Source organism: Bradyrhizobium japonicum USDA 6, from assembly GCF_000284375.1.
GTDB classification, from domain to species: Bacteria; Pseudomonadota; Alphaproteobacteria; order Rhizobiales; family Xanthobacteraceae; genus Bradyrhizobium; species Bradyrhizobium japonicum.
In genome coordinates, this window is sequence record NC_017249.1 from 882,312 (window position 1) to 895,450 (window position 13,139).

Sequence of the window (13,139 nt, forward strand, 5' to 3'; positions counted from 1 at the left end):
ACTACTCGCCCGATCCCCAAGGAAACACAACATTGGAAGAGCCGGGCGGCGGGACGCGCGCCACGGCACCGAAGACCCCGAAAAGCCGGATCATCCAGCCGATATGACCAAAGCCGTCAGGGTCGCGCAAGGTGGCGCGGAAAGCCATCGGTTTCAAGGGATTGGGGGGTGGTTCCCCACGATTTACAGCCCAAAAGGAGGGCGGCCGTCCCGGCAAACGAACACCGCCGCCCAGGCATGGCCGGGGCGGCGGGAGAATGGCAGGAGCCTTAGGCGTTTATTCCTGAAGCTGGCGCTTCAGCGACTCGACTTCCTCGGACAGCGCCGTGTCCTTGTTGACCAGCGCCTCGATCTTGCGCACGGCGTGCAGCACGGTGGTGTGGTCGCGCCCGCCGAAGCGGCGGCCGATCTCGGGCAGCGAGCGCAGGGTCAGCGTCTTGGCGAGATACATCGCCACCTGGCGCGGACGGACCACGTTGGCGGTGCGGCGCGAGGACAGGAGGTCGGAGCGGCTGACGTTATACTGCCGCGCCACCACGCGCTGGATGTCCTCGATCTTGATCCGCTTCGGCTCCTGCGGCCGGACCAGATCGCGTACCTCGCGCTCGGCCATCTCCAGCGTCACCGGCTGGTTGTTCAGCTTCGAGTGCGCGAGCAACCGGTTGATCGCGCCTTCGAGGTCGCGGCCGTTATGGGTGATGGTGCGCGCCAGATAATGCAGCACCTCCTCAGGCACGTCGAAGGTGGCGTGATGGCTGCGGGCCGCCGCGACCCGCGACTTCAGGATGCCATGCCGCAGTTCTTCGCCGAGCGAACCCATCTCGACCACGAGACCGCCGGCGAGGCGCGAGCGCACGCGATCGTCGAGGCTTTCGAGGTCGGACGGCGGACGGTCGGCCGCGATCACGACCTGGCGGCCGGCATCGATCAGCGCGTTCAGCGTGTGACAGAACTCGGCCTGGGTCGACTTGCCCTGCAGGAACTGGAGGTCGTCGATCACGAGCACGTCGATGCCGCGCAGCGCTTCCTTGAAGGCGAGCGCCGTCTGCGTCTTCAGCGCGGCGACGAAGCCGTACATGAATTTTTCGGCGGTGAGATACAGCACCTTGCGCTCGTTGCCGGAATTGCCGGCCCAGGTCACGGCCTGGAGCAGGTGCGTCTTGCCGAGGCCAACGCCCGCATGGATGTAGAGCGGGTTGAACATGACGGGATCGCCGCGACGCCCTTCGGCGACCTGACGTGCCGCCGCATGCGCCAGCGTGTTGGAGCGGCCGACGACGAAGCTTGCAAAGGTCAGGCGCGGATCGAGCGGCGAGCCGCCGAGCGCGTCATGATTTGCGGAGACCGGCGCAGTCGCCGTCGAGCGCAGTTCCGGCGCGGGCGCGCGGCGTGTTTCGACCGGAGCAGGCGCTTCCTTCTGCTGCACGACCGGGCGCACCGCGGAGCGAACGGTGAGATCGATGCGATGCACCTCCGGCGCCTCGGCCTGCCAGCACGACAGCACGCGCTCGGCATAATGCGCCTGAATCCAGCTCTTCAGGAAGCGGGTCGGCACCGAGAGCCGCACGCTCTCCTCCTGCACGCCTTCCAGATCCATGCGGGCAAACCAGCTCGTATAGACGTCTTCGCCTACATTCGAGCGCAGCCGGCTCTTCACGCGTGACCAGCGATCCTGTTCCGATGTGTTCATCGTCAAAAAACTTCTATTGAGAGATAAAGTTGCGTTGTGAGTGCCATGAAGGTCCCGCCAGGATCCTTCGAAGGGCACGACCTCGAGCGATTCCATCGTTGGACACAGCTCCGCCGTTCGGCGCGAACGCCGCGGGTCGGACTTGCGATGTCAGAGATGGAGGGGTCGCGAGGTCAGCGCGTACTCGGCGCTCCGTCACACGCGGGAGGCTGGAGGTTGGGCTGATCTAAACCGGCATCGTTGGAGTAGGTGGCTTGTTTTAATACCGCGTTGAGTCCGTAAGACATGATACCCTCCCCGTCCTGCCGTGATTGCTCACGGCAAGGTCCTGCGTGTCCTGAAGACAACTGCGACTGACGTCGCCGATGTCCTGCCCGTCTGCACTGTTCGTCCGCTCGGCTACGCCATCAAGTGTGTCGCGGTAGTTTCATGACATCTCTCGTTTGCGTCTGGCGCGAACGGGATCGAAGATCCCGCTTGGAGACATTCAGACAAAGAGCTACCGTTCCCATATTGCTATGGGTCTTGAACCGACAATCGCTTGTTGAAGCGTCGCCAACGTGCACACCGCCGCCGATTTGCACGCTCGCCCCGTTTCTAAAACCGCGCTGGTCATTAGATCGTGGGCGCTGCGGACGACTTAAGGAATACACTATGCGGAAAGACTCGCAATGAAATTGATTCACACTTGAGGCGACTAAAAACTTGACCAGCGTTAACGCCGCGCGGGAGTTGTGCACAGGCTTGCGAGCAAGAGTTTGAATCCGTGCACAGATTCGAAGGCGCCGTGCGTCATGTGACAATTCTCCGCCACCGCCAAAAATTTTTTACAAAAGCGTCACGCGCACGCCTTGCGGGCAATTTTTCCAAATGCTTGTCGCCACTATGTCGATAAGTGATTATTGAGACACCGCTTTTTGAGTCTCGTTTCGCAGGGTAACTCCATCGCGAAACCTGTTCCGGGAAAACTACGGTGTGCAGAACTCTCGCACGCGCGGATTCAACTTAAGCCCGCCCCGCAGGGTTTTTTCGCAGCGCAGTGAAAGTTTCCGCTGTTGCAAAAACATCGGCTCGTAAAATCACGGGTGCTGCACAGCGAAGGCGTCGCTACTCTTCCAACGGAAGTGTGGTCGCCCAACGACCGCAAGTGCGAATTGTGACAGGCAACAAAAAGCCCGGCGGAAGCCGGGCTGATTGACGAGCGCGATGTCGCTCCGATCAGTCGATCGGATGACTCGACGAGCTTACTTCGCGAGCTTGGCGATCTGCGCGGTGAGCCGGGAGACTTTGCGGCTGGCGTTGTTCTTGTGAACGATGTTGCGCTGCGCGGCGCGCATCAGCGCGGGCTCGGCGTTCGCCATCGCCTTCAGCGCGGCGGCGCGATCGCCGGTCGCGATGGCTTCTTCGACGGTACGCACGGCACCGCGCATCTGGGTGCGGCGCGACTTGTTGACGGCGGTGCGGCGGGCGATCTTGCGCGTCGCTTTCTTGGCGGAAGTCGTGTTGGCCATGGTCTCAATATCCTTTGCGGTACCGGTCGCGTCTTGGTCGGGTAGCGCCGGCTGCTTGACCGCTTAATCGACGCTCGGATTTAGGGTGTTCGGTTGCTGGGCTGTTCCCGGAACACGAGCGACGGCCTTGCGGTCGTCTCTGAGGCTCCAAGCCTTTAAAGCTCATGGAGCCTGCAACTGCTCAAAGAACAGCGGCGGCAGGATTGCGCCCACCGCCAGTTGGCGCCCTTATAGAGGGGGTCTGCGGCACCGTCAACGCTTTCCGGGGCCGGAAAACAGGCCATGGGCGCTCCAGCGCGCGCCGTAACGCCCTGAAGAGGTTGAATTTCTGCCGTCGCCCGGCTATTGGCTGGCGGCATTGCAAAGGCCGTCCGGTCGGACGGCCATATAGGTGAGGCATGATCCGCGGCTTTTTCCGACTGATTGGGCTGTTGCTGCTGGCCGGCGGGTTCATCTTCATGGTCTATGACGGCGCCCGCTGGGTGGCCGACCAGACCCTGCGGTTCACCCGGTTCGGCCAGTTCTGGAACGACATCAACCAGGCCAGCCAGACGGCGTTCCGCTCCTGGGTCGAGGCCAAGGCGCCCTGGCTCTGGACCTCGGTGATCCGCCTCGTGCTGGATCAGCCGGTTTTCGCCGTGCTCGGCATTTTGGGCATCCTGCTGATGATCCTGTTCCGCCCGCGGAAACCCTTGATCGGATATTCCCGGGATTGATCTTTCAATTCCCGCGGAGACTGAACCTCGCGTTGACGGCAGCCGTAACAAGGCTGCCCCCTCCTGCGTAGATACCTATATTCCCACCTTGATCGCGAGCGCGCCGCCTGAGCCCTTGGCTTGTTGCATTGGCTCGAGCGACGGACAGCTCGTCTCGGAGAGCCAAACATGCTGTTTATGCGCAAGACCACCGCATTGCCGAGCGCCACGGAGGCGCTGCCGGGCCGTGCGCAAGCCATTCCCACCGCGACCACCCATTTCGTCAACGGCGCGAAGTTGCAGCCGCCTTATCCCGCGGGCCTCGAGCAGGCCGTGTTCGGGCTCGGCTGCTTCTGGGGTGCCGAGCGCAAATTCTGGGAGCTCGGCGACGGTGTCTACGCGACCGCTGTCGGCTATGCCGGCGGCCACACGCCGAACCCGACCTATGAGGAGACCTGTTCAGGGCGCACCGGCCACACCGAAGTGGTGCTGGTCGTGTTCGATCCGAACAAGATCTCTTACGAGAAGCTCCTGAAGACGTTCTGGGAGAGCCACAACCCGACGCAGGGCATGCGCCAGGGCAACGATGTCGGCACGCAGTACCGAAGCGCGATCTACACTTATTCAGATGCGCAGAAGAAAGCGGCCGATGAATCGAAGGCGCTCTATCAGAAGGCGCTTGCTGCAAAAGGTCTCGGTGCCATCACCACCGAGATCGCGCCCGCCGGCGCGTTCTATTTCGCCGAGGACTACCATCAGCAATATCTGGCGAAGAACCCCGCCGGCTATTGCGGCCTCGGTGGCACCGGCGTGTCCTGCCCGATCGGCGTGGGTGTGAGCGCGTAAGCGAAATCTTCGCCGCGGCGACATTGGTCGCGGCGTGCGCATCCGACCCTCCCCTGGAGGGGGAGGGTTGAAGCGCTCAACGCTTTGTTAACCATAACCGGTGCAAGACTGGAGCCGTCTCGTTTCGAGGGATAGGTCCTGTGCCGGTTGCACGCGCGTTTCGATGGTCGATCCTGACGGCTTCCTTGGCAGCGTCCGCCGCGCTTGCCCTCGGCGGCTGCATGCAGACCGCCGGTCCCGTCGCGGTCATGCAACCCCGTGCCGATCTCGACTCCATGGCCTATGGCCAGCCCTATGGCGCACCGCAGCCGGTCGTCGCCGACGGTGGCGGCGCCATCAGCGCGCTGCGCAATTCCTTTGCCGCCTCGCCTGCACCCATGCCGGTCGGCTACGCCGCGCCGATGGCGGCGCCGGTTCGCTACGACTCCTCCTATCATCTCGATGCCGGCGACAGGCTGCGCGTCGTGGTCTACGGCCAGGAAGGCCTCACCAACAGCTACGCCATCGATGCCGGCGGTTCGATCACCATGCCGCTGATCGGCGGGGTGCCGGCCCGCGGCCGCACCCCGGCGGGTCTCGCCGGTGAGATCGCCGCGCGCCTGCGCAACGGTTACATCCGCGAGCCCTCGGTCGCGGTCGAGATCGAAGCCTATCGCCCGTTCTTCATCCTCGGCGAAGTCACGGCACCCGGCCAGTATCCTTATGTGCCGAACATGACGGTCGAAAGCGCGGTCGCGATCGCCGGCGGATTCTCGCCCCGCGCCAAGCGCGACGTGGTCACCGTCACGCACACCGAAGCCGGCGGCGCGATGCGCGCCATCGTCCCGCTCGGCACTCCCTTGAGCCCCGGTGATACCGTGTTCGTCGGCGAGCGCTGGTTCTAGCTCACCGCCTGAAATCCAGCCGTCCGTTCGGAAAGCATCCGTCGATGCGCGCGCCATCGACCACGAGCCCGACCCATGGCCGCGTGATCACAGGCGTGGTCAGGTTGATGTACTTTCCGACCAGGCGCGTGCCCTCGCGCGCAGCATCGATCAGGCCGTGCCGGCGGCCATGGTCCCAGTCGAAACGCAGATAGACCCGGCTCCCCGTGACGCGGACTTCGGCGCGCCCCTCTTTCCATCTGTCCGGCGTATCGCCCGCAATGGTCGGATCGGCGCCGCCATTCCATCTGCTAGCCCAGATGCCTTCGAGCGGATCGGAGAGGGCGGCAATGGATGTCCATGCCGCCGCGTTGACGTCGGCCGCATCGCCGGCCGGCGTAGCGGTCGCCGCGTAGACCATGACTTCAGAATCGTCCGGGCCCGGGACGTCCATGGTTCCGAACGGATTGCGGATGACGAGGTGCGTGATGGCTTGCTGCATGGCGATCTCCCGGCGCGAGTTGGCTTGATCGGCCAGCTCTATCGCCGGGCGCCGTGATGCAGCCACCCGATTCCTGCTCTCTCCTCCTGTCATTCCGGGGCGCGCGTAGCGCGAGCTATGATGCGCAATCGCGCATCTGAGAATCCATAGCCGCAGTTCGTGGTTATGGATTCCGGGCCTGCACCGCTTCGCGGCGCATCCCGGAATGACGGAATGACGGAAGAAAGATGTGCGCCTTACGTCAGATGCTTCGCGAAAAACGCCAGGCTGCGCGGCCAGGCGATATCCGAGCTCGCCTTGTCGTAGCTCGGCCGCTCGTCGCAATGGAAGCCGTGCTGGGCGCCGGGGTAGATGAAGACCTCCACATCAGGCCGCTTCGCCTTGACGGTCTCGACGTCGGTCAGGGGAATGCCGGCATCCTTCTCGCCGAAATGCAGCTGTGTCGGCACCTTCGGTTTCTCGTCGGCGAAGCGCACCACCGCGCCGCCGTAATAGCCGATCGCGGCCTTCAGGCCTGACAGCCGCGTCGCCGCGACAAAGGCGACGCTGCCGCCCAGGCAAAAGCCGATGATGCCGACCGGCCCGACGCTCTTCACCGCGTCGATCGCGGCCTGGGTGTCGCGCAGCATCGCGTCCCAGTCGGGACTGGCGACGAACTTGCGCGCCTCGGCGATCTCGTCGGGCGTGTAGCCCGACTGGAAGTTCGGCGAGGTCCGGTCGAAGATCGACGGCGCGATGGCGACATAGCCTTCCCTGGCGATGCGGTCGCAGACCGAGCGGATGTGGTGATTGACCCCAAAGATCTCCTGGATCACCACCACCGCGCCCTTCGGGGCGCCTGAGGGATCGGCGCGATAGGCGCCGAGCTGGAAATTGTCGGAAGCCGTCAGCTTGATGTCTTGTCCCACGCGGGTTGTCCTTCTTGGTTGGTCGTCGATTGGGAATCTGCTTGCTCCAAGCCCGGCCATGACGATGCGGCAACTTCAACGCACGACCGCGCGGATGCCTTTCCTCTGTGTCATGAAGGGGCGGCCTTCACTCCCACATCCAGTTCTCGCCGTAGTCTTCCTTCCATCCCGCCAGCCGTCCGTGACGGAACTGCAGGAACAGGCGGTGGCGGTAGGGGATCAGTCCGCTGCCGCCGAGATTGCGAAGCGCGAGATAGATCTCGTTGCCGGGCCGCCCGCGCACATATTGCAGCGGCTGCCCCAGTGCCCGCGCGGTCTGCTCGGCATCCATGCCGAAGGCGAGCGGCGTGTTGTTCGACAAGGTCGCAACGAAGGGCCGGCGCGGCGGCATGCCGCCGAACGGCTCGGCCTGCGCAGACACCGATAGCAGCACCGCACTCGCAGCCAGTATCGCTTGCTTCATTGCCAGTGTCCCTGTCCGACCGTCCTATCCCGGCAAGTTCTTCAGGAAAGGCACCACCGCGTCAATAAAAGCCTTGGGCTGATCGATGTTGACGGCGTGACCGGCGGCGGGGATCACGACCTTTTGTGCGTCGGGGATCTTTGCGGCCATGTAGTCGGACGCGGCGAGGAACGGTGCGTCGTCGGCGCCGACCACGATGAGGCAGGGCACCTTGATGTCGGGGAGCAGCTCGATCACGCGGGCGTCGCGCTGGGTCAGCATGCCGCGTGCGGCGAGCGCCAATCCCTGGGCGTTGCGATGGCGCGCGGTGGCGCGCTCGCGTGTCGCCGACTTCAGCATGTCGAGACCTTCATGGTCGAGCTTGTCGGCGGTCGCAAGCGCCCGCGCGTTCCAGGCCTCGCGCGCGTCGTCCTTCTTGAAGCCGGGGCCGGTGTCGATGATCAGCAATGCGCGGGCGCGTTGCGGATAAGCGCGATAGAACGCGAGCGACATGTAGCCGCCGAGCGAGAGCCCGCCGATGATGGCGCGCTCGGCGCCGACCGCATCGAGGATCGCGGCCATGTCGCCGACGGTGAGCGCTTCGCTATAGGCATGAGGATCGTCGGGATAGTCGGACTGGCCGTGGCCGCGCATGTCCCACAAGATCAGCTTGTGATCCCTGGCGAGCGCGTCGACCTGGCCATGCCACATCGCCGAGGTCGAGGAATAGCCGTGGGTGAGCAACAGCGGCGGACCCTCGCCGTAAGCTTCGTAGTAGATCCCGACGCCGTCCCGATCGATCCTTGGCATTGTTTCCGCCCTTTCTTGTTTCTTGTTCACTCTAACGACGATGACGGTGCACCCTCTCCCCTTGCGGGAGAGGGTGGCTTCGCGAAGCGAAGCCGGGTGAGGGGTCTCTATCCTCACGAATGGTTTCGCGAGCGGAGAGAGACCCCTCATCCGACGCCATAGCCGAAGCGTCGCTTCGGCGTCCTCTTTAGAACGGCGACCGAAGGTCGCCTACGCCCCTTCTCCCGCAAGGGGAGAAGGGGACGTCCGCGTCGTCAGTTGCATATTGGCCGCTAAGTTACCTCGAAGAAACTGCCTGAACGTGATGGCACGCATGTGTCCTCTATTGCGTCCAGTCGCTGCATCAACGCCGTTGTCGCAATGCACAACACTGAGCTGCCGCGATAGTTTCGATCGATTCCAAATTGCATTTGCCTCTGGCTGCGAACCCGATCATTCTCGCGCTCAAGGTGGGCGCCAGCCCGGTGGGCGTCCACTGTTCAAGTTGCCGCCGTAAGCGGCTTCATGCACCGGCAGGGGAAGACGCCTATGCCAACTCTCACCATCAACGGGCGGAGTCTGTCCGTGGATGCGGCGAACGACACGCCGCTCCTCTGGGCGATCCGCGAGCAATTGCAGATGACCGGCACCAAGTTCGGCTGCGGGGCCGGGCTGTGCGGTGCCTGTACCGTGCACGTCAACGGCGAGGCCGTGCGCTCGTGCCAGACCATGGTCGGCGATGTCGCCGGCAAGAAGATCACCACCATCGAAGGCCTCTCCGCCAAGGGCGATCATCCGCTGCAGAAGGCGTGGATCGCCGAGCAGGTGCCGCAATGCGGCTACTGCCAGTCCGGGCAGATCATGCAGGCGGCCTCGCTGCTGGCAAAGAATGCCAATCCGACCAAGGAGGAGGTCGTGGCGCATATGGACGGCAATCTCTGCCGTTGCATGACCTATTCGCGGATCCAGAAGGCGATCATGCGCGCCGCCACCGAGATGCGCACCGCATCCGTCTCCGGCAACGAACGGAGGCCCACATGAATAAGCACGTGAACACCATCACAGCAGAGACGACCGATCTCAGCCGCCGCTCCTTCCTGGTCGGCACGGCAGCGACCGGCCTCGTGCTCGGCTATGCCGGCGTGCCCGGCATCGGTGAGGCGCTCGCTGCGCCTTCGAACTTCGAGCCGAGCGTCTGGTATGCGATCGCGCCCGATGGCCTGGTCACCGTGACCTGCGGCAAGGCCGACATGGGCCAGCACATTGCCTCCACCATGGCGCAGATCGTCTGCGAGGAATTGGGCGCGAAGTGGAGCGACATGCGCGTCGCGCTTGCCTCCAACGATCCGAAGTTCAACGACCCCGTGCTCGGCGCGCAGATCACCGGCGGCAGCTGGTCGACCATGATGAACTTCGACGCGATGAGCCGGGCCGGCGCAGCCGGACGGACGGCATTGACGGAAGGCGCGGCCGCCGCGATGGGCGTGCCGGCGTCGGAGCTCGTGGTGCGCGATTCCGTGATCTCGCATCCGAAGTCGAAGAAGCAGATGTCGTTCGCCGATGTCGTGAAGAGCGGCAAGGCGACCAAGACCTTCACGCCGGACGAGCTGAAGGCGATCAAGCTGAAGACGCCGGACCAGTACACCATGATCGGCGTGTCGGTGCCGCAGCTCGACATCCCCTCCAAGACCAACGGCACGGCCAAGTACGGCATCGACGTGATGCTGCCGGGCATGGCCTATGGCGCGGTGGTCACGCCGCCGGTGCGCTTCGGCGCTACCGTGAAGTCGGTCGACGACTCCGCTGCGAAGAAGGTGCCGGGCTTCATCAAGGCCGTCACCCTCGACGACAAGACCGGCACGACATCGGGCTGGGTCGTCGCGGTCGCCAGCACCTATGCCAACGCCAAGAAGGCGGCGCAGGCGCTGAAGATCGCCTATGACGGCGGTCCGAACGCGAAGGTCTCGAGCGAGTCGCTGCTCGACGAAGCCAAGCGGCTTCAGAAGCTCGACGATTCCGGCCAGTTCTTCGTCAAGGATGGCGATCCCAACGCGGCGTTCGGCTCGGCCGCAAAAGTGCTGGAGGCGGAGTACACCACCAGCATCAACATCCACGCGCCGATGGAGCCGATGAACGCCACGGCGGAGTTCAAGGGCGACATCCTGCACATCTATTCCGGCAACCAGTTCGCGACGCGCTCCGGCGCGATCGCGGCAGGCGCCGCCGGAATCGATCCGAAGTTCGTGGTGATGCACCAGATGTGGCTCGGCGGCGGTTTTGGCCGCAGGCTCGATGCCGACATGATGGTGCCGGCGGTGCAGGCGGCGAAGGCCATCGGCAAACCGGTGAAGGTGATCTACACGCGCGAGAACGACATGACGATGGATTTCTCGCGTCCGCTCACCTACCAGAAGGTCAAGGCCGGCGTGGACGGCGACGGCAAGCTCGTCGCGCTCAGCCACGACGTCGTCTCGGCCTGGCCGACCGCGCGCTGGGGCATCCCCGATTTCCTGACGCCCTCGGTCGACAAGAAGGGTCCGCTCGATTCCTTCACGGTGAACGGGGCCGACTTCTTCTACACCGTGCCCAACCACTATGTGCGCGCGATCAAGAACGAGCTCGCGCACAATGCGACGCCGTCCGGGCAGCTTCGCTCGGTGGCGCCCGGCTGGACGTTCTGGGCGGTCGAAAGCATGATCGACGAGATCGCGGCTGCGACCGGCAAGGACCCGGCGCAGTTCCGTATCGCGCTGCTCGACGGCAAGGGCAAGAACGACGGCGGCGCGCAGCGGCTGCGCAACACGTTGCTCGCCGCGATGGGGCTGTCCGGCTACGGCACCAAGCAATTGCCGAAAGGCGAGGGCATGGGCGTGGCCTGCGTCTCCTCGCAGGAACGCGCGACCGCGAGCTGGACGGCGTGTGTCGCCCATGTCGCGGTGGCGCCGTCGGGCGAGGTGACCGTGAAGAAGCTCACGGTCGCAACCGACGTCGGCACGCAGGTGCATCCCGACAACATCCGTGCCCAGGTCGAGGGCGCGGCGCTGTGGGGTCTGTCGCTGGCGATGTACGAGAAGGCGACGCTGAAGGACGGTGGCATCGAGCAGACAAACTTCGACAGCTACACGCCCTTGCGCATGAGCCAGATGCCCGAGGTCGCCGTCGCCGTGATCGCCAATGGCGAAAAAGCCACCGGCGTCGGCGAGCCCGCGGTGACGGTGGTCGCCCCGGCAATCGGCAACGCCATCTTCAACGCCTCAGGCGCCCGCATCCGGGCCCTGCCGATCACGGCCGAAGCCGTGAAGGGGGCGATGAAGGCGTGAGACGGAAGGCTGCTTGAGACAATCCGCCGGAGGCCAACTCCGGCGGATTTGTTTTGAGGCTGTCTCCACAATCTCGCTGTCATGCCCCGCCTTGTGCGCAATCGCGCACTGGAGCGGGGCATCCGGTACGCCGCGGCCTCTCGGCTCCGGCGCCTCGGAATACTGGGTCGCCCGGTCGAGCCGGGAGACGACGGCGGGGCAGGGGGAGGGTGAGCTCCCAAATTCCCCTTTGTCATCAATGCCTCTTCTACTGTGCATGGGGTTGTTTTCGCTGTTTTGACTGGAAGCAGGGCGGGACCCCAATTCCCTAAAATTGCAGCCAATTCCGGAGGGTTCCGTTGAGCACGCCTCTTAAGGGCCGGAGAACCTGATCCGTCTTAGGCTGACGCCAAATCCAGTCCCGTGCTCCTGGGGAAGCCATGAACGCGCCAGCCAAATCCGCCGCCAAACGCCGGCTCTTGCTCGCTTCCGACCGGAGCGACGAGAGCACCGAGCTTGCCAGCATCCTGAAGGCCGTGGGCGACGTTTCGACGGTGACGACGCAGGACATTCCCGAGCAGCCGTCGCGCGATCTGTCCGGTCTCGTGGTCGACATCAATCTGCGTTCGCCCGAGAGCGTGCAGCGGGTGCGCAACAAGCTGCGCGGCGACGGTTATCGATCGATGCCGCGCCTGTTCGTGCTCGCCGATGCCCTGCATCACGGCACCATGCAGGCCTGGGCGCTGGGCGCCACCGACACGATCTCGCGGCCGCTGCAGCCCGATGCGATCCTTCAGCGCATCCGCGCGGCGTTCCCCGACACCGCCACCTATGACGCGACCGATCGCGGCAAGACGCTCAACCGCGGCGTCGAGGCGGCGCATGCGGTGCTGGCGAAGATGTTCGAGAAGCTGCCGCTCGGCGTGCCCCTGACCTTCGACGACGTCATCGCCGCCGAGAGCAAGATCCTGAAGGCGATCAAGCACTCCTCGCTGCGCGAATGGCTCACCACCGTCGGCTGCCATCATGTCGGCAGCTACCGGCACTGCCTGTTCGTCACCGGCTTCGCCGTCGCCTTCGCGCAGCATCTCGGCATGCGCGAGGACGACCAGCGCCGCCTGACCCGCGCCGCGCTGCTGCACGACGTCGGCAAGGCCTTCGTTCCCTCCGCGCTGCTCGACAAGCCGGGCAAGCTCACCGACGAGGAGATGGCCGAGGTCCGTCAGCATCCGCGCCGCGGCTATGACGCGCTCGCGGAGCAGGGCGGCTTCCCGCCGGAGATGCTCGACGTCGTGCTGCATCACCACGAATTCCTCGACGGCTCTGGCTATCCGAATGGCCTGTCGTCGAACCAGATCAGCGACATCGTGCGGGTCACGACGATCGTCGACATCTACGCGGCACTGGTGGAGAAGCGCGCCTACCGCATGCCCTTCACCCACTCGCGCGCCTTCACGATGATGGAAGGCATGGGCGGCAAGCTGGATCAGCAACTGCTGCAGGCGTTCCGGCCGGTGGCGCTGGGATCGTTCTGAGCGAGATGCCGTAGGGTGGGCAAAGGCGCCTTTCGCGCGCCGTGCCCACCATGCTTCCT

12 protein-coding genes are annotated in these 13,139 nt (G+C 64.5%); 6 read left to right on the forward strand and 6 right to left on the reverse strand.

What is annotated here, in order from left to right:
• Positions 1 to 277: 277 nt before the first annotated feature.
• Together dnaA and rpsT are read right to left on the reverse strand one after the other, a co-directional pair.
• Positions 278 to 1,690, reverse strand: coding sequence for a chromosomal replication initiator protein DnaA (gene dnaA / locus BJ6T_RS04090; RefSeq protein ID WP_014491014.1), 1,413 nt, complete (start codon positions 1,688 to 1,690; stop codon positions 278 to 280).
• A gap of 1,244 nt (positions 1,691 to 2,934) precedes the next feature.
• The gene (gene rpsT, locus BJ6T_RS04095) at positions 2,935 to 3,201 is read right to left on the reverse strand and encodes a 30S ribosomal protein S20 (RefSeq protein WP_014491015.1); all 267 of its coding nucleotides are present in this window, start codon (positions 3,199 to 3,201) and stop codon (positions 2,935 to 2,937) included.
• A gap of 398 nt (positions 3,202 to 3,599) precedes the next feature.
• On the opposite strand from rpsT, the gene BJ6T_RS04100 reads away from it, so the two are divergent.
• The 3 genes from BJ6T_RS04100 to BJ6T_RS04110 all read left to right on the forward strand — a co-directional run bounded on the left by BJ6T_RS04100 (position 3,600) and on the right by BJ6T_RS04110 (position 5,626).
• Complete coding sequence (locus BJ6T_RS04100; RefSeq protein WP_014491016.1) at positions 3,600 to 3,917, forward strand: hypothetical protein; 318 nt, start codon at positions 3,600 to 3,602, stop codon at positions 3,915 to 3,917.
• 168 nt (positions 3,918 to 4,085) lie between these two features.
• On the forward strand, positions 4,086 to 4,742 hold the full coding sequence (gene msrA / locus BJ6T_RS04105; RefSeq protein ID WP_014491017.1) for a peptide-methionine (S)-S-oxide reductase MsrA: 657 nt from the start codon (positions 4,086 to 4,088) through the stop codon (positions 4,740 to 4,742).
• A 140-nt stretch (positions 4,743 to 4,882) separates the two neighbouring features.
• The gene (locus BJ6T_RS04110) at positions 4,883 to 5,626 is read left to right on the forward strand and encodes a polysaccharide biosynthesis/export family protein (RefSeq protein ID WP_028169730.1); all 744 of its coding nucleotides are present in this window, start codon (positions 4,883 to 4,885) and stop codon (positions 5,624 to 5,626) included.
• A gap of 1 nt (position 5,627) precedes the next feature.
• Here the strand turns inward: BJ6T_RS04110 and BJ6T_RS04115 are convergent, their stop codons facing one another.
• The 4 genes from BJ6T_RS04115 to BJ6T_RS04130 form a co-directional block, all read right to left on the reverse strand.
• A complete protein-coding gene (locus BJ6T_RS04115) occupies positions 5,628 to 6,107 on the reverse strand; it encodes a hypothetical protein (RefSeq protein WP_014491019.1) in 480 nt (159 codons plus the stop codon).
• 236 nt (positions 6,108 to 6,343) lie between these two features.
• A complete protein-coding gene (locus BJ6T_RS04120) occupies positions 6,344 to 7,015 on the reverse strand; it encodes a dienelactone hydrolase family protein (RefSeq protein WP_014491020.1) in 672 nt (223 codons plus the stop codon).
• A gap of 127 nt (positions 7,016 to 7,142) precedes the next feature.
• Positions 7,143 to 7,478, reverse strand: coding sequence for a hypothetical protein (locus tag BJ6T_RS04125; RefSeq protein ID WP_014491021.1), 336 nt, complete (start codon positions 7,476 to 7,478; stop codon positions 7,143 to 7,145).
• 24 nt (positions 7,479 to 7,502) lie between these two features.
• A complete protein-coding gene (locus BJ6T_RS04130) occupies positions 7,503 to 8,267 on the reverse strand; it encodes an alpha/beta fold hydrolase (protein ID WP_014491022.1) in 765 nt (254 codons plus the stop codon).
• 528 nt (positions 8,268 to 8,795) lie between these two features.
• Here BJ6T_RS04130 and BJ6T_RS04135 point away from each other — a divergent pair.
• From BJ6T_RS04135 to BJ6T_RS04145, 3 genes are all read left to right on the forward strand, one after another.
• Positions 8,796 to 9,287, forward strand: coding sequence for a (2Fe-2S)-binding protein (locus BJ6T_RS04135; RefSeq protein ID WP_014491023.1), 492 nt, complete (start codon positions 8,796 to 8,798; stop codon positions 9,285 to 9,287).
• Positions 9,284 to 11,566, forward strand: a complete 2,283-nt coding sequence (locus BJ6T_RS04140; RefSeq protein ID WP_014491024.1) for a xanthine dehydrogenase family protein molybdopterin-binding subunit — start codon at positions 9,284 to 9,286, stop codon at positions 11,564 to 11,566. Before BJ6T_RS04135 ends, BJ6T_RS04140 begins: the two co-directional genes overlap by 4 nt.
• 419 nt (positions 11,567 to 11,985) lie before the next feature.
• Positions 11,986 to 13,080: an HD-GYP domain-containing protein gene (locus tag BJ6T_RS04145; RefSeq protein ID WP_014491025.1), complete on the forward strand. Its 1,095-nt coding sequence runs from the start codon at positions 11,986 to 11,988 to the stop codon at positions 13,078 to 13,080.
• Positions 13,081 to 13,139: the final 59 nt, after the last annotated feature.